Origin of the sequence: Lacticaseibacillus hulanensis (genome assembly GCF_004010095.1) — a bacterium.
GTDB classification, from domain to species: Bacteria; Bacillota; Bacilli; order Lactobacillales; family Lactobacillaceae; genus Lacticaseibacillus; species Lacticaseibacillus hulanensis.
On sequence record NZ_RRYD01000007.1, the window covers coordinates 76794 to 94285 of the forward strand.

General features: G+C 45.5%; 13 protein-coding genes. 11 read left to right on the forward strand and 2 right to left on the reverse strand.

Going from position 1 to position 17492, the window contains the following annotated elements; genetic code table 11:
• Window positions 1–204 precede the first annotated feature (204 nt).
• On the forward strand, window positions 205–807 hold the full coding sequence (locus tag EKN00_RS02910) for a nitroreductase family protein (protein ID WP_127848651.1): 603 nt from the start codon (window positions 205–207) through the stop codon (window positions 805–807).
• A gap of 88 nt (window positions 808–895) precedes the next feature.
• On the opposite strand, the gene EKN00_RS02915 is transcribed toward EKN00_RS02910, so the two are convergent.
• On the reverse strand, window positions 896–2041 hold the full coding sequence (locus tag EKN00_RS02915) for a glycerate kinase (protein ID WP_127848652.1): 1146 nt from the start codon (window positions 2039–2041) through the stop codon (window positions 896–898).
• A 128-nt stretch (window positions 2042–2169) separates the two neighbouring features.
• Here EKN00_RS02915 and EKN00_RS02920 point away from each other — a divergent pair, with 128 nt between their 5' ends.
• Both EKN00_RS02920 and EKN00_RS02925 read left to right on the forward strand, forming a co-directional pair.
• A complete protein-coding gene (locus EKN00_RS02920) occupies window positions 2170–2877 on the forward strand; it encodes a hypothetical protein (RefSeq protein WP_127848653.1) in 708 nt (235 codons plus the stop codon).
• Between the two features lie 241 nt (window positions 2878–3118).
• On the forward strand, window positions 3119–4783 hold the full coding sequence (locus tag EKN00_RS02925; protein WP_127848654.1) for a peptide ABC transporter substrate-binding protein: 1665 nt from the start codon (window positions 3119–3121) through the stop codon (window positions 4781–4783).
• A 183-nt stretch (window positions 4784–4966) separates the two neighbouring features.
• On the opposite strand, the gene EKN00_RS02930 is transcribed toward EKN00_RS02925, so the two are convergent.
• A complete protein-coding gene (locus tag EKN00_RS02930; RefSeq protein ID WP_127848655.1) occupies window positions 4967–5890 on the reverse strand; it encodes a glycosyltransferase family 2 protein in 924 nt (307 codons plus the stop codon).
• Window positions 5891–6211: 321 nt separating this feature from the next.
• Between EKN00_RS02930 and EKN00_RS02935 the strand changes: the two genes are divergently transcribed.
• From EKN00_RS02935 to EKN00_RS02970, 8 genes are all read left to right on the forward strand, one after another.
• Entirely contained in the window at window positions 6212–7450 is a 1239-nt protein-coding gene (locus tag EKN00_RS02935) for a glycosyltransferase (RefSeq protein WP_127848656.1), read from the forward strand.
• A gap of 142 nt (window positions 7451–7592) precedes the next feature.
• Complete coding sequence (tagD, locus tag EKN00_RS02940) at window positions 7593–7988, forward strand: glycerol-3-phosphate cytidylyltransferase (RefSeq protein WP_127848657.1); 396 nt, start codon at window positions 7593–7595, stop codon at window positions 7986–7988.
• A 94-nt stretch (window positions 7989–8082) separates the two neighbouring features.
• A complete protein-coding gene (locus EKN00_RS02945) occupies window positions 8083–10560 on the forward strand; it encodes a CDP-glycerol glycerophosphotransferase family protein (protein ID WP_127848658.1) in 2478 nt (825 codons plus the stop codon).
• 115 nt (window positions 10561–10675) lie between these two features.
• The gene (locus EKN00_RS02950) at window positions 10676–11764 is read left to right on the forward strand and encodes an ABC transporter ATP-binding protein (RefSeq protein WP_164848000.1); all 1089 of its coding nucleotides are present in this window, start codon (window positions 10676–10678) and stop codon (window positions 11762–11764) included.
• Window positions 11764–12582 (forward strand): ABC transporter permease, encoded by an 819-nt coding sequence (locus tag EKN00_RS02955; protein ID WP_127848660.1) that lies wholly within the window; start codon window positions 11764–11766, stop codon window positions 12580–12582. Before EKN00_RS02950 ends, EKN00_RS02955 begins: the two co-directional genes overlap by 1 nt.
• Window positions 12583–12654: 72 nt before the next feature.
• On the forward strand, window positions 12655–15147 hold the full coding sequence (locus EKN00_RS02960) for a glycosyltransferase (protein ID WP_127848661.1): 2493 nt from the start codon (window positions 12655–12657) through the stop codon (window positions 15145–15147).
• A gap of 60 nt (window positions 15148–15207) precedes the next feature.
• Window positions 15208–15585, forward strand: coding sequence for a GtrA family protein (locus tag EKN00_RS02965; RefSeq protein WP_127848666.1), 378 nt, complete (start codon window positions 15208–15210; stop codon window positions 15583–15585).
• Between the two features lie 27 nt (window positions 15586–15612).
• On the forward strand, window positions 15613–17492 hold a 1880-nt coding region (locus tag EKN00_RS02970), incomplete at its 3' end, for a GH25 family lysozyme (RefSeq protein WP_127848662.1).

Genomic DNA, 17492 nt, shown 5'->3' on the forward strand with positions numbered 1-17492 from the left:
GCACTTTTTGAGGGAGTGCTCGCCCGGATTGACGCTGAGGTGGCGGGCGAAAATACGTTTGCGTGTTTACTTATTATTAGTAAGGCGGTACGATAGATGGGTAAATTAATGACGCATGTGTTGCCATACACATACGTAAACTAAAATTTTGCAAACGGGTGCCCGGCAATCAGTCGGCGCGCCCGAACAGGAGGAACAGCTATAATGAACACCGAACTTTTGAGCCTACTCAAGAAGCGCCGCAGCATTTACAACCTCGGCAAGAACGTGACGGCCAGCGATGACGAGATCGTGGACCTCGTGGAGAACGCAATCCAGGAGAGCCCAAGTGCCTTCAACTCCCAGACCACGCGCGCCGTATTCTTGTTTGGTGAAAACCACGACAAGCTTTGGGACATTGTGGTTGACCGTCTGAAGAGCGAAGTGCCAACCGAAGCCGCATACGAGAAGACCAAGGCCAAGATTGCCAGCTTCAAGGCCGCATACGCAACTATCCTCTACTACACCGACACGGATGTTGTAAAGAAGCTCGAAAAGGACTTCCCACTTTATGCTGACAACTTCTACGACTGGTCCGAACAGGCTCAGGGCTCCGCAACACTGAACGCCTGGGTTTCCCTGGCCGATAACGGTATTGGCGCCAACCTGCAGCACTACAACCCAATCATCGATGACCTCGTGAAGGATGCCTTCAACATTCCTGCAAACTGGCGCCTGCGTGGCCAGATGCCATTTGGTTCCATCGAAGCCCCTGCTGGCAGCAAGGAATACATGGACAAGGTTGACCGCTTCAAGGTAATTAAGTAAACATCAATTATTAAGCATAAAACGGGCCCCGTCAGCGTAAAAGCAATGACGGGGCCCGTTTTGTGTGCCGTTCTAACGTGGATCAGGGTTATTTGCGCGTCGCCTTAATCAGGCGCGCAATGTTTTCGGCCAATTGCGCGATGTCGGCCGGTGCATCCTTGATTGCCTGAGCCAGCGTTTTGGCGCCGGCTGGTGTGGCGAAAATGGCATCGATTGTATCCGCTTGGTACAGCACGTCGACGCCACGCCCGATGTTGCCGGCGAGGACAATGACCGGCGCTTTCGGGGCGACGCTTTTGGTTGCGCGGGCGACCCCGAATGGCGTTTTGCCGTATTGGGTCTGAAAATCGATGCCGCCCTCACCGGTGAACACGAAGTCGGCGTTTTGCGCCTGGTCGCGCAGGTGCGTATATTCAACCACGAGGTCAACGCCCCGGCGCATGCGGGCATTCGTGAACGCGAGCAAACCGGCGCCCAGGCCACCCGCCGCGCCGCTGCCAGGTACTTGGGCAACGTCCTTGCCGGTGGTCTGCTTGATGATGGTTGCGTAGTGGCGCAGGTTTGCGTCCAGCGTCTTGACCATCGCGGGGGTGGCACCCTTTTGCGGGCCGAAGACGGCGGCGGCTCCCTTGGCGCCAACGAGGGGATTGGTCACGTCGGATGCGATGAGGATTTCGGTGTCTGCAAGGCGTGGGTCCAGGCCGGCGACGTCAATGGTGGCCAGCTGGGCCAAAGCCCCGGCACCGGGGGCTAGTTCCTTGCCGGCAGCGTCCTGAAGCGAGACGCCGAGGGCCTGGGCCATGCCGGCACCTCCGTCGCTCGTGGCGCTGCCGCCAATGCCGAGAATGATTTTACGGGCGCCCTGGTTGAGGGCAGCCAGGATTAATTGTCCGGTACCGTACGTGGTGGCAAGTAGCGGGTTCAGCGCCGCGGCAGGAACGAGCGTGATGCCACTTGCCGCCGACATTTCAATCACCGCGGTTTTGCCGTCGCCCAATATGCCGTACGTCGCCTGGACTGAATCACCGAGGGGACCGGTGACCACAGCGGTAAACAGCTTGCCGTTTGTGGCATCAACCAGTGACGCTGTGGTGCCCTCGCCGCCGTCAGCCATGGGGACGAGTGCGTAGTCGGCGTCCGGGAAGATGCGGCGCAGGCCGCGGTGGATGCAGTTTGCGGCCTCCTTGGCGGTTAAACTACCCTTGAAAGAATCTGGTGCGATGACGAATTTCACAATCAAGCCTCCTGATGCGCGTGCGACAATCAACACGTTTATGATAGCACGGGCGCGGGACGGATAGGCGTTGCGGCCCGTTTGTGCTAAAATTCGGGTAATTAACGATAGACGGAGACGAGTGCAGGATGCGAAATAAAATTAGATTCACCGTCATTGCGGCCATGATTGCGGTAATGATGCTGCCAACGTTTGCCGTGTCGGCGCGGGCCGGCGGGAGCCATATTGGCGGCTTTGGGGGCGGCCACATCGGCACGCATACCTTTGGCGGCGGGGGCACACGCTTTTACGGCGGCCGTCACTTTTTCTTCTTTCCATTTTTCGGCCGGCGCACCAGCATTATTTGGCTAATCATCATTGCGGTGGCCTTGATTGCGGCGCTGTACAACTGGCTCCAGAAAAAACGGGTTGAACGGGCACAGCCGCACGACACGGTGCCAATGACGGCAGAATTAGCCGACGAGTTCAGCAAGCTTTTTCTGCGCGTGGAAGACGATTGGTCCCGCAACGACCAGGACGATTTGGCCCGCGTGTTTGACCCGGGGTACATGCGCCAGCAGCGGATTTTGCTCAACAGTTACGCCCGCAAAAATTCGTACAACCGGCTGACGGATGTCGCCGTTGTGAACATGGAAGAGGAGCTGACCGGCGATCCAAGCCGCGTGCACGTGGCGGTCACCGCCCAGATGCGGGATTTCTTTGAGTACACCGACAAAGACGAGCGCTACAACGCCAAGTTAAGGGACGACGCCGAGATTCAGCGCTTCACCGAGGTGTGGGAAATGCACCGGGATGAGGCGGGGAACTTAATCGTCGACACCATCAGGCAGGTATAGCTATAAGGGGCAGGTTGATTGCGGCGCGCAATGAGCCTGCCCCATTTTTGTGCATCAAGGCAGATTGCCCGAAAGTAAACAATCAGCCCGTGGCAAGCCATACAATTCTGCGGTTGATTATCCTGTTTTCGTATGGCATCATAAAAAGTAAGTAAGGCACTAACAAAAAGTGCATTGATTGAACATACGACGCCGCGTCATCTGGATTCGGGCAGGACGCGGAAGCCAAGGGGAGAACAACATGTCTAAGAATAAATGGTTTAAGCTGGCTGGCCTCGGGACCGTCACGTTACTTAGTGCGGTGGTGCTGGCAGCTTGCGGTAGTAACAAGAGCAGCGATAAGGGTGCAAACAAGCAGGAACTGAATTTACCGGCAGCGGCGCAGCTAGATACGATTGATATTTCCAAATCCACGGGTTACGGCCAGACTGGGAATATTTTCGAAAGCTTCTTCCGCCTCGGCAAGAACGGGAAAGCAGAACCTGGCCTCGCCAGCAAGACTGATGTCAGTGCGGACGGGAAGACCTACACGTTTACGATTCGCGATGATGCGAAGTGGAGCAACGGCGACCCGATTACCGCCCAGGATTTCGTCTATTCCTGGCAGCGCACGGTAACGCCTAAGACCGCTTCACCGTACGCGTACCTGTTTGCGGGGATTAAGAATGCCACAGACATCGTGAACGGCAAAAAGTCTCCATCCACGCTGGGCATCAAGGCAACCGATAAGCACACCGTTGTGGTCAGCCTGGACCAGCCAATCGCCTACTTCAAGGTGCTGATGGCTTACCCACTGTTTGGCCCGCAGAATCAGAAGGTCGTCGACAAGTACGGCTCCAAGTACGGCACGAACGCCAAGTACACCGTCTACTCCGGACCATTCAAGATGAGCAAGTGGAACGGGACGGCCAACACCTGGACCTTTACCAAGAACAATGACTACTGGGACAAAAAGGCGGTCAAGCTGGACAAAATCAAGTACCAAGTTGTCAGTGACAGCACCACCGGCCTTGATTTGTACCAGACCGGCAAGCTCGACATGGCCCAGCTGGACGCGACGCAGGTGGCCAACTACGCCAACCAGAGCGACTACAAGACCTACGCATACTCGTACGTGAGCTACCTGGCCTACAACTTCCGGGATAAGAACAGCAACCTCGCCAAGCTATTCGGCAACAAGGACTTCCGTCAGGGCGTTTCGGCTGCACTTGACCGCAAAACGCTGGCCAAGAAGGTGGTCGGCGTGAACACGATTATCCCAACCGGGTTTGTTTCCACTGACCTAGCGGCGAACCCGACGACCGGCAAGGATTTCTCCGTTGACCAAAAAGTGAAGGGCGCCAACACCTACAACAAGAAGCTGGTGGCCAAGAAGTGGGCCGCAGCGAAGAAGGCAACTGGCGTAACGAGTGCCAAGATGACGCTACTGGCGGGTTCGGATAACGGATCAGATCCAGCCACCAAGGAAGTTGTTCAGTACCTGAAGGCCCAGATTGAAAACCTCATGCCGGGGCTGAAGGTTAGCGTCAAGATTGTGCCAAGTAAATCAGCGCAGGATCTGCAAAATGAAGGTGACTTTGACCTGGCCCTGTCTGGCTGGGGTGCCGACTTCAACGACCCAATCTCCTTCCTGCAGGTAATGACCAAGGACTCATCGTACAACAAGGGCAAGTACAACTCCGCCCAGTACAACGAGCTCGTGACTAAGGCTAGCACCACGGATGCCAACGACCCGGCAAAGCGCTGGGGAGACATGGTTGCCGCAAGCAAGCTGCTCACAAACGACCAGGCAATCACCCCGCTGTACCAGAGCGTTTACTCCTGGCTGCAAAAGCCTAGCGTCAAGGGCCTCGTGCACAACACGGCGGGAACCCAGTGGAGCTACAAGGACGCTTACATCAAGTAACATCTATTTAGAAGCAAATTAATCTGTGAAGGCAAGCGCAATGGCGTGTGGTTTTCCGGCAACCATGGAGCACCCTCTGCCCGAATGTGAATTCGGGGGAGGGTGTTTTGTTGTGGATTAGGTTGGTCGTGAGTGGTTACCTTGATTAGGAAATCTACCTTTGTGTTGCAACATATTGTTTCGCTATTTAATTTTTTTGGCAATGTAAATCGGCCGATTCTTAACTTCCAAGAAGATGCGCCCGATGTAACGACCTAGAACACCAATTGCTAGTAGCTGGAGACCGCCAATCATCAGAAAGATGGAAACCATTGATGGCCACCCAGAAGTTGGATCACCATAAATTAAGGCACGGATGACAATGAATACTAAGGCAAGTAAAGAACCAACGAAACTTGCAAATCCTACCCAAGACACGAACTCAAGCGGTACATCGGAAAAGTCTACGATGCCGTCAATTGAGTAGTGCAACAAGTTACTAAAGCTCCAACTGGTTTTACCATATTTTCGCTCGACATTAGTGTATGGTAGATATTTCGCGTTGAATCCAACCCATCCGAAAATCCCCTTACTAAAACGGGTGTTCTCAGTCATTGAAAGAATCGATTGAACGACTTGTTTGGTCATGATGCGAAAATCACGAGCACCTGGGATGATGGGTGTTTCGCTAATTTTATTGATTATTTTGTAGAACATATTCGAGAAGAATGAACGGATTTTTGTTTCACCCTTCCGGTCAACTCGGGCGGCACCAACCATGTCGTAACCGTCTTCAATGTTCTTTAGCATTTCAGGTAACATTGAAGGCGGATCCTGTAGGTCTGCATCCATGACGGCATACAAGTCTGCATCTGCATTTACTAGGCCGGCATACATGGCTGCCTCTTTGCCGAATGAGCGAGATAAATCAATGTAATGAATATCAGAATACTTGGATTGCAGATTTTCTACTTCGATGAGTGTTCTGTCAACTGAGCCATCATTAATAAACCACACAATTAAGCTGTAGTTTGGAAGACCGGCAAAAATGGTTTGCAACTCGCTATATATTAGTGGTACGTTTTTTTCTTCGTTATGGCATGGGATAATGATTGCGACTCTTTTCATTAGTGACTGCCTCTCTGTGATTGTTATTATGCTTACATGCTGAGCTTACCCTGAACGTACTGGTATTACAAGCAATCTCAATAGCCTGACGAACTATGTTTGTGCAATTGACGTTATTCATAATGTTACTGCACGACTGAGCTATTATAGATTGATACCAGTTAAATATGGTGATGTACTGACATGAACTATAGTAACGCGTAGTTAACATTTATCAAAATTACGTCGCACTAAGCAACGCAATTTTGAAACATCACTAGTAAAAGCATATTATATACTCAAGGTAGTAACTGTCCAAATTCATTCGCAGGTAGGTGCCCTATGAAACAGATTGCCTTAATCGGCTTTAACATCTTCGGAACTGGCGGAACCAGTCAGAGCAACATCAATTTAATTGAAGAATTTACTGAGGCTGAGTATGCTGTTTCCTTTTACAACTTCATTCCGTTTGCTGAACGTGATGTGCGCCATCTAAAAAAAGAGATTCGGTCTGCAATGAACGTCGATTTTTTCCAGTTCAATCATTTAGATCGGATTGGCAATCCCGACTATATTTTCATTACAAGGGAAGATTTCTTCTGCTTAGCTCCCTATCTGCGGCATGTAAGTAATGCAAAGATTATCGGTGAGATTCACGCACCGCTACCGATGGTCAACGAATCAGTGATGAAGCAATATTTACCATACATGTCATTCGTTCGCGTTGCTACGAAGTCGATTCAAGCTCAAATTGAACTGCACTATGATTATCACCGTGTTTTTGCGCAAACAGTTAGCTTAAAGCATGTCCGTGTAAGTAAACACGAGCACGAGACATCGTTGATTGAAAGGAACGGGAATGTTAATTTTGCTGTTCGTGCTCGTTTTGATGATGTTAAGGACATCACGTATGCGATTAATCTGATGGATTATCTGGTTAACAATCTTGGTCACCACAACTTTCGTTTATACATCACTGGAAGCGGCGCAGAAGGTAATAGCTACCATGAACTGATTCAAAAGTACAGTTTAAATCGTAACATAATCATTAACGGTAAAACACCAAGTGTACATGCGTATCTATCAACCTCAAGAATGGAAACATTTGGTTACTCCATCATCGAAGAATTCAGCACAGGGCATCCAGTTATTCTGTATCCTGGGGATGATGGAGTGCTGAAAGAGAACTTTGGACGGTTCAAAGATTGCGTATGGATTGTGAAGAATGTGAAGGACGATGCTGAGACTGTTCTTCAATTCGTTAAAAAGCAGCATAATGAGTCGGATTATCTGTTCAATTTAAATTTAATTCGCCAATTAAAAAATAACTACGTTGAGCAATTCGAAGCAAATACGTCTGGAGATGATTTGGCCAGTCGTGAGCAGAGCGATAACGTTTCTTTAAGGAACACACTGCGCACTGTTCGTAAAGGAATGCAATTGGATAAAATGTACTACTTACGACATGCTTATTATGCAGCGAAGAGAATACCACTTGTTGGTGCTTTACTCAGTCAGTCAGGATTTCGTCAGCTGGGAATTAATATCGTTAGTGCTCTACGCGGGAAGAAACGTAAATGACTTGTTAGTACTAGCAATTCGACGCAGCAGGCAAACTAATTTGCTATGTTAGGTTATCAGTTGCTGGCGTGATATAATATCAAGGTATATCGAGTTGCTCAATATCAAGTTTATGAGTGACAATCAGGAGGATATTTAATTTATGAAGCGTGTAATTACTTACGGAACATTTGACCTGTTGCACTACGGTCACATTGAATTACTCAAGCGTGCAAAGGCACTTGGCGACTACCTAGTGGTTGCACTTTCCACAGACGAGTTCAACTGGGAGAGCAAGCAGAAGAAGGCCTACTTCCCATACGAAAAACGTAAGGCATTGCTTGAAGCAATTCGTTACGTTGATTTGGTTATCCCCGAAAAAGCATGGGACCAAAAAGTGAACGACATCAAGTTGTATCAAATTGACACGTTTGTAATGGGTGACGACTGGAAGGGTCAGTTTGACTTTGTAGCTGATGAAACTGATGCCGACGTAATCTACTTGCCACGTACTCCTGAAATTTCGACAACGAAAATCAAGAAGGATCTTAAGTTCTAATTCAGTATGGATAATACATGACGGTGGCTACGAACTCGAGAGAGGGTGTAGCCATTGTTGTTATATAGAATGTTTTGGTGGAGGATAGCCAGAGATGTTAAGTAAGGTTAAGCGCGTACTGCAATTAGCACGTAAAGTTCCGCAAATACACTACGTTTCGTGTTATCGCGATGAATATGTTAAGCATACAGTACGTAAGGACACGGTGTTAATTGAATCTACACACGGTGATGCCTTTTACGGTCACATGTACTATTTAACTCGCGATATGCACACACAGTACCCAAATCTGAAGATTAACCTCGCAATGCGCCCAGAACGAATTAAAAGTACAGAGTCACAATTGGAACAGATGGGTTTATCTGATGTACACGTGATTCCATATCTTGGTAAAGAATACTGCATTCTTCTGGCCTCCGCCGAATATTTGTTTAATGATACATCGTTTTATGGTTTCTTCATCAAGCAGCCGTTTCAACATTACGTGAACATCTGGCATGGCACTCCGCTTAAGTGTTTGGGCAAGGACGACGGCGATGTCCGTAACATGGGAAATGTACAGAAGAACTTCTACACCGCGGACAAGCTGATTGTTACGAACGACTACACACGGCAGGCGATGATTCAGTCATTTAATCTTGAAGGTGTGATGCGGGGGAAGGTTGTCGTTGCACCAAGTCCACGTAACAGTGTGTTGCATAATCAAGATGTGCGCATGCATGTTCGGCAGCGATACGGCATCGGTGATCGAGAAGCCTTAGTATACATGCCAACTTGGCGCGGTGGTGTGTCTGCAGTTGATAATAAGTCTGGCGAAATCACGCACCAGCTACAGTCGATGGATAAACGGCTGAATGATAACCAGATTCTTTACGTCAAGCTTCACCCATTTCAAGCAAAGTTGGAGCAGATAGACTTTACACCTTACAAGCATATTCAGCAATTTCCTGATGACGTGGAAAGTTATGAATTTCTGACAGGAACAGATGGTTTGATTACTGATTATTCATCAATCATGTACGATTACATGAACACTGGTAAGCCAGTAGTTTTGTACGTCTACGATAAGGATGAATACTACGCAGAGCGCGGCTGTTACGAAGATATCGACGACTATCCATTTCCTAAGTTCCATTCGCTGGAGGGACTTGGCGATTGGATTGAAAATGGTTCACGCGATGCAACCTATGGTGCTGAATTCAGCAGTCGTTTTATTGGTGCGGACAACATTAACGGGAGCCAGCAAGTCACCCAGTATGCAATCGAGAGTACCAAGGACTTTGGTGACGTTCAAATTGATGAGTACATTCCATATAATGGCAAAGAAACTGTTGTTATCATGACCGGTAAAATGGTGATGAATGGGATTACCAGTGCTCTGATTAACACGTTGGATACTGTTGATGTCACGAAGCGCAACTATGTCGTTTACGTGAAGCGCAACATGGTGGACGAAATCACCAAGGAACGGCTATTAGCATTGCCCGCAGGAGTTCAGTTCTACACCTCTGCAGCATTAACCGCCAATAATTTGTTCGAAAGAGTTGCGGGGGTGCTTTACCGCAAGTTCGAAAAAATTGGTGCAATGTTTGAACGAACTGCGGATGCCTCTTATGCCCGTGAGTTTGAACGATTATTTGGGGCATTGAAGCCTAGTTCACTGATTCACTACACGGGTTATGAGCGAGCCTTTGCTGAGATGATTTGTGCAATTCGCGATAAAGATGTTAAAACTTCGATTTATATGCATAACGATATGGTGGTTGAACATGCGAAGAAAGCCAGCAAGTTGAACTGGCGAATTCTGACTCGCGCGTACCATTATGCTGATAACGTGGTTTTCGTTAGCACAGCCCAGAAAGACACGTTCCTGAAGACTTTCCCTGAGATTGCTGATTCAGCTAAAGTTGTGGACAACTTTATTGGTAGTAAACAAGTACGGCAGAAGTCTGAAGTTCCGGTGGCTGACACACTCATTGATGTACCAATTGTTAATAACAACGGTGAAGAGATTGAAGCTGGCGAGCTTGGTCGAGTTAAGCAGCAACTAATAAATGACCTCGGCAATCCTAAATTAAAGATATTTATCAATATTGGTCGCTTAGCCGCACAGAAGAGCCAAGACCGACTGATTGCTGGATTCATTCCAGTTCATGAACAGTATCCAGATACCCGTTTAGTAATTGTCGGTTCGTACGGCGATAAGCAGAAGCAAATTGTTGATGCAATTGCGCAGTCTGGTTGTGCAGACAGCATCTGTTTGATTGGTGGGATGCCAAACCCGTACGCATTACTCGCCCAGACAGACGCATTTGTGTTTACTTCGTTATATGAAGGCTTAGGTCTGGTTGTCTTTGAAGCTCTCGCGGTAGGTACTGATGTCATCACGGTCAATATTCCGGAAACAGTGGCCATGCTTGATGAAGGTAACGCAAAGGTTGTGCCCAATAGTCAGAAGGGTATTACCACAGGCTGGTTAGAGTACATGCGTAATGGTTACGCTAAGACCGACTTTGATTTTCAGAAATGGGATGAAAAATCCAAGACGGAGTTCGACGAATTGTTCATTTAGAATTCCTTAACTTTGCGCTTACGTTAAAAAGCATGTCCTGAAAAGACTTTGATTTCGAAAATAGGTATAATACAGAAGGCCTATGTTTTTGGCAACGGAAGGAGCTACAACAACCTTGGAAAAGAAGCTCAAAATTCGTGCTCGCTTTTTGACTAAAGAGTACGACATGATGAAAACTAAGAGCGATATGCTCAAAACTCTAATTCCATTTGGCAACACGAATATAAAACAGTTTTGGGCGCTGAAGGGCGTCAGTTTTGATGTGTATGAAGGCGATAGTGTCGGGATTGTTGGACTCAATGGTGGTGGTAAATCAACACTGCTGAACATTGTGTCTCAGATCATTCCACCAACTTCGGGTGAGCTTGAAGTTAACGGGAATACCAACATCATCTCAGTCGGCGCGGGGCTTAATGGTAACCTGACTGGTCGTGAGAACATCGTGATGAAGTGTGAAATGTTGGGTATGTCCAACGCGGACATTGATGCGAAGATGGAGGATATCATCAATTTTTCCGGTGACCAAGTCATTAAGAAAATTGATCAGCCAGTTAAGACCTATTCTAGTGGGATGAAGAGCCGTCTTGGCTTTAGTGTTCTGGTACATCAGGACCCAGACATTTTGATTATTGACGAAGCGCTTAGTGTTGGTGATGCGCCGTTCTTCCAAAAGGGTGTTGCCCGGATGAAGGCGTTTAAGGAACAGGGCAAAACTATTCTGTTTGTTAGTCACAGCATCAGTCAAGTTAAAGAACTTTGCGATAAAGTTATTTGGATTGACCACGGCCGTGTAGTTATGGAAGGCGACGCCGATGACGTTCTGCCTAAATTTGAAGAATTCCAGCTGACTTACAACAAGAAGTCTAAGGCGGAACGTGCAAAAATCACTCATGAATCTGGACGTGACTTCAGTCTCGATGAATTACGTGAAGAAAATCCTGGAGAACCAGAAGAGCTTTTCCAGAAGAAACTTTATGATCAGCCGTTCACGTGGTTCACAAAGGCTGTACTGAGTTTGTTAACCATAATCTTGGCATTCACGATTGGCGCGGATTTGAAGGCTGTTCCATTACGAACCGCGATTTTACATCCATTCTCAGTGTTTGCATTTCACTGGTTTATCTTGCTAGTCGTTATCCTTGTTTTCTTGATGACGTTTGGCATTGTTACGCGTAAAAGAAAAGAAAGGCATGTACTCGACTGATGAAGGAAGCATGGCTAGTATTACTAGAACAGTTTAAAAACCTTGGGATTATTAATCGACTTGCCAAGTACGATGAAAAATCAACGTTCCAAGCGCACATTTTAGGGATGGTTTGGCAGATTCTGGATCCATTAATTAATATTAGTATTTATTGGTTCGTCTTCGGAACAATCATGTATGCTAACCGATTAATGGATGGGTACAAGTACATTGTGTGGTTGCTTCCCGGATTCATCGCATGGCAGTTTATGCGTTCAGAAATTCTGGGTGCCAGTAAGAGCATGGTTAACCGGGTGCAGATGGTTAGCAAGATGCAGTTCCCTGTATCAACAATTCCAAGCATGACTCTGGCTAACCAGCTAATTAACTATTGGTGGATGCTGGGTATTAGCGTCATCATCATGTTTGCCTACCATGTACGTCCATCACTATATTGGTTGGAATTCTTCTATTACTTCATCTGTATGATTGCGTTTCTGTATGCAATGGGGCTCGTAACGTCAACGATTACTGTCATTGTACGTGACTTCCACACATTGCTGAACAGTGCCATGCAGTTGATGTTCTGGGTCAGTGGTACTATCTTTAACTTTGAGATTAATGATACAGTTAAGGTACACCCAATCATCATTCGGATTATTGAAATTAATCCGTTTTACTACATCATTGACGGTATGCGTGATGCCTTTCTGGGACGAGCGTGGTTCTTCCACGACGTTAAGGCAATGGTGATTTTCTGGACGATTGTGGCATTGCTATGGATACTTGGTAGTCACATTCATCTGAAGTTCCGTAGCCGTTTCATTGATTACATTTAGAGCTTATACGACACGCCGAGTTGCACGGCGTGTTGTGTTGTACATAGACTGTAGTGATTAGGGGTAAATATTGTGGATATTAAGGGTGTCGCAGCAAGTTATATCAGAAACGTAACGAACGTTCAGTTCTCACGACGGATGGATTACACACGTGCATACAACAAGTTCGATGTGAAGGACAATGTTCTCTTCTTCGAATCATTCTTTGGTTCCAATATGAGTGATAATCCACTTGCTTTGTTTAAGTATCTTTTCGAACGTGATACAAGTAAGAAGTATACGTACGTCTGGGCTTTACAGAAATTTGAAAACAACGGGTATTACGATTACTACTCTAAGTTCTCTAACGTGAAATTTGTTAAGCCACACACAGACGACTACTACCGTTACCTTTCTTCAAGTAAATACATCATCTGCAATGTCACATTGCCCAATTACTTCATTAAAAAAGAAAACCAGGTTTACCTGAACACATGGCATGGGACGCCACTCAAAACCTTGGGTAAAGAAATGGCTGGTGAAATCACGCAGAACTACAATGTTCAACGTAATTTCTTCCAGACTGACTACTTGTTGTCGCAAAACTCTTTCACCACCGATAAATTAGTATACTCGTACGATATTGATGGTATCTATCGAGGCAAGGTGCTTGAATCTGGTTACCCACGAATTGACCAGATTTTTGGCGGCTTTGATATGATCGTTCGAGATAAGGCCCTTAGTGTACTCAATATTGACGCAAGCAAGAAGACAATTCTTTATGCGCCAACGTGGCGTGGGGAGAATAACTCGGTCAATGATACGGTGTCTGATTTTATCGACAAGATTAAGGGTATCGCCAATCAAATTGACGCTACCAAGTATCAGATTTTAATCAAGGTTCATCCACAGATGGCACAGTACATGACTGATTTCGGAAGTGATGCTGTGAAGATTGTACCAACATGGGTGGATGCTTGTGAACTTCTGGGAAAAGTGGATGTTTTAATTACCGATTACAGCAGTATCTTCTTTGACTACTTGGTAACGAACAAGCCGATTATTTTCTACATGTACGATAAGGAAGAGTATCTCCAGAACCGTGGGGTTTATTTTGACTTCTCCAAACTTCCAGGTAGTATTTGTACTACTGAATCTGAAGTTGCTAACCAAATTATGAATTTTGACCAAATTATTCCAAATCATAAGGAAATCATCGACGACTTCGTACAGAAGTTTGTTAGCCACGATGATGGACACGTATCAAAAAGGGTTATTGACCGTCTATTTAATGGCCAACAGTCTGATGCCATTAAGGAAGAATCATTCAATAATGGGAAGCCAAACGTTGTGCTTTATAGTGGGGCGTTATTGAACAATGGAATTACTTCGTCAATTGTAAACCTATCTCACAGCTTCGATTACTCGAAGTACAACCTAATTATTGCAGATAAGAATGTCGCTAACGATGATTTCACGTTCAACGCTCGGCGGATTGATAAGCGTGCACACATTATTTACCGTGGTGGTGGGATGGACCTAACGTATGGCGAATGGATTACTTATCACCGTCTGTTTACCCATTCAATAGTTCAGAATGTCAACAAGCACCGAGTATTTGTAAAGCGTGAATGGCGGCGACTTCTTGGTGACACGCAGATAGATGTCGGTATTGAGTTCAGTGGTTATTCACCATTCTGGTCATATTTGATGGCATTCTCTGATGCACGCAAAAAAGTCATCTTCCAGCACAATGACATGAAGGCTGAAATTGAAAAAGTTGTACAAGGTAAAGCTGTCCATGAAAAGACGTTGTCTACCATCTTCAGTCTGTATCGTTACTTCACAAATATTGCTTGCGTTGGTAATTCAACACTTCAATTGAACAAGCAAAATTTGAAGCAATACACCGATGCTGATCAATTTAAATTTGTACCGAACCTTTTGAACAAGGATGCGCTATTTGCCCACCGCAAGCATGCCAAGCTCAAGCAAGTAGAATTGTTCGGTAACCAGTATTTGGTTGATACGGATAAGCCAGACTTTGGTCGTCTTGATATTAATGGCGTATCTGCAATGTCCAAAAATGGGATTAACTTCATCAATATCGGCCGTTTGTCTCCAGAAAAGGCACAGGATCGCTTGATTCGTGCATTTGCTAGGTTCATTAGGCAGGTTGAAGGTAACCACAAACTGTACATCGTTGGTTCCGGCTTGGATGAGCAGAATTTGAAGTCACTTGCACTTTCATTTGGCTTAGATGATTCTGTCGTATTTGTCGGTCAGACGCCACATGCAATGGAACTACTTGATGCTGCAGATTGTTTTGTGTTTTCGTCAACGCATGAAGGTCAGCCGATGACCTTGCTTGAATGTCTAGCATTGGGTAAGCCGATTGTTGCAACTGACATTCCGGGTAACCGCTCTGTGCTGGATGGAACAGATGCAACAATTGTTGATGATAGCGAACAGGGTGTACTTGACGGAATGATGGCATACGCCAACAATCAAGTTCAAGTATCTAATTTTAGTGTTGACACATACAACGAGAATGCTAAAAAGGTATTTGCTGAATTAATTGAGTAAACGCCGCGAAAATTATGGAGACGTAGTGTGATTAATAAAGTACTTAAAAATAAACGCCTAATGGAAATTTTTTGGTATGTTTTTTTTGGTGGATTAGCTACAGTCGTTAATTTTGCCTCATATTTTTTGGCAAAAGACGTACTTGGACAGGGCATGGCGATTTCGAATACTTTTTCGTGGATTATGTCTGTTCTATTTGCATTTGTGACCAACAAAATTTGGGTATTCCATTCGCACACTGAGGGCTTCATAGATGGAATTTTGGAATTTGGTAAGTTCGTTTTTTATCGATTGCTTTCATATTTCATTGATATGGGTTGCATGCTTTTGTTGATCGAGGCTATGGGTGTAGGTGATTTTTTGGCTAAGCTATTCACACAAATTGTAGTAGTTGTTGCCAACTATGTGTTCAGTAAGTTGTTCATTTTCAACAAATAATTACCTTTTGCTGGAGGAAATGGGAAGATGAAATCAAGATTAATTAACAACACAATGAAAAAAAAGCTTGGGTTGGGCAGTGTGCTGGCCATTATATCAATAGCGGCTTTAACATGCGTGTTTAACGGCGGACCGGTCAAAGCGGCAGATGGTACCGTTCATGTAGTTTCGTCAAATTCAAATCCAACAACGGTAACAAGCAACCAGGCTACAGTACTAAACAGCCATAGTGATCTAGAACCGGAGTCTAGCATTGCTTATGTTGCAAGTGATATACAGTTGACCACTCAGACAATCAAAACGACACCGCTTGATTCGAATAGTAAGGTGGATACCATTTTTTCTCCCGCAGGTTTAACACAATCCGAGTTTGCCTCTTGGCTTTCTAACGCCAAAAAGGTGGCCTTGTTGGATTTTAAAAAAACGGGACGAGTACAAAAAATAGTGATGGTCGATGCTACAGCAAAAACTATTACTATTGGAGCAACATCAATTCCTGAAGTGTCAGCAATTGATGTTGCTAGGTACCAGTCTTGGATGACACAGGCTGATTTTGACACTTTAGCTAAGTTAGGTGTGAAGGCGGTTGTTGTAAAAGTAACTGAATCAACTTCGTATAAGAATCCATATGCTGCTAGCCAAATTAGCATGGCTAAAAAGGCGGGCATGATGGTTTCAGTCTATCATTTTGCCCACTTTAATAACGCCAGTTCAGCCAAGGCTGAGGCTACATATACTGCAAACGTCATGGATAGTCTCGGGTTACCGAAGAGTACCCGTGTCTTTGCGGACATGGAATCACCTGACGCAATCAATCGGAGTAATGTTGTAAGTAATATGAACCAGTACTATTCCACGTTGAATTCTTTAGGGTATACAGTGAATGGACTGTACACTGGAGCTAAGTATAAGTATAGTACCAAGATGATTAATGCGGTTGGTGCGAAAAATACATGGATTGCAAGTTATCCCATTAACCCTTCTTCCTCAGATTTGCAACATACGGGGTATGGTGCATGGCAGTTCTCATGTACGGCTTTAATGCCTGGTTCGGGATCCAATTATATTGATGTTTCTCATGACTACAATGGATTACTAACAGATACAGATTACGATAAAGCGCACATTTTCAATAAATATGTCACCGTTACCCGTCGATTGGGCAGTACGTATTCTGATTTTAATTGGAATAAGCAGACTAATCTTTCAAATCTGTTCAACAGGACATTATTGGCTAAAAAGTATTTTCATAATCAAAACGGCGCAACGTACTACTCATTGTACGATAACGCTGGTAAATTTCAGGGGTATGTTAACGCCGGTTTTACTAAGGTAGCAGGCGGCCAACAAGGTGTACCACTCGCTGAAAATAAATATGTAACGGTTAATAGCAAGTCGGGGACGGTATGGGCTGGATTTAATCATACAAAGATGACCAGCGTGGCGTCGTATTATGAAAAAACATTTCAAGTCAAAGTTAAGTACAATCACTTTAGTGGCGCTGTTTACTATTCTCTTTATGATAATAGTGGTAAGTGGAAGGGGTATATTAATTCTTGCTATACTACAACGGCAGATGGAGAGCAGGGCACTCCGTTAGCTGAGAACAAATTCGTAACGGTGATGAGCAAGAAGGGTACAATCTGGGCAAACTTTTCACATAAAGTTATGGCGAACATGTCGGCATATTACCAAAAAACCTTTCAGGTTAAGGTTAAATATAATCATTTAAGTGGTGCTGTTTACTATTCTCTTTATGATAATAACGGTAAGTGGAAGGGCTATATTAACTCAGGTTATATCAAGACGGCAGATGGAGAGCAAGGCACACCGTTAGCTGAGAACAAATTCGTAACGGTGATGAGCAAGAAGGGTACAATCTGGGCAAACTTTTCACATAAAGTTAT

Bases quoted from the DNA above. Each gene is read 5' to 3' on its own strand.
- EKN00_RS02910 (WP_127848651.1), top strand. From the start codon at position 205: ATGAACACCGAACTTTTGAGCCTACTCAAGAAGCGCCGCAGCATTTAC.
- EKN00_RS02920 (WP_127848653.1), top strand. From the start codon at position 2,170: ATGCGAAATAAAATTAGATTCACCGTCATTGCGGCCATGATTGCGGTA.
- EKN00_RS02925 (WP_127848654.1), top strand. From the start codon at position 3,119: ATGTCTAAGAATAAATGGTTTAAGCTGGCTGGCCTCGGGACCGTCACG.
- EKN00_RS02930 (WP_127848655.1), bottom strand. From the start codon at position 5,890: ATGAAAAGAGTCGCAATCATTATCCCATGCCATAACGAAGAAAAAAAC.
- EKN00_RS02935 (WP_127848656.1), top strand. From the start codon at position 6,212: ATGAAACAGATTGCCTTAATCGGCTTTAACATCTTCGGAACTGGCGGA.
- tagD (WP_127848657.1), top strand. From the start codon at position 7,593: ATGAAGCGTGTAATTACTTACGGAACATTTGACCTGTTGCACTACGGT.
- EKN00_RS02945 (WP_127848658.1), top strand. From the start codon at position 8,083: ATGTTAAGTAAGGTTAAGCGCGTACTGCAATTAGCACGTAAAGTTCCG.
- EKN00_RS02955 (WP_127848660.1), top strand. From the start codon at position 11,764: ATGAAGGAAGCATGGCTAGTATTACTAGAACAGTTTAAAAACCTTGGG.
- EKN00_RS02965 (WP_127848666.1), top strand. From the start codon at position 15,208: ATGGAAATTTTTTGGTATGTTTTTTTTGGTGGATTAGCTACAGTCGTT.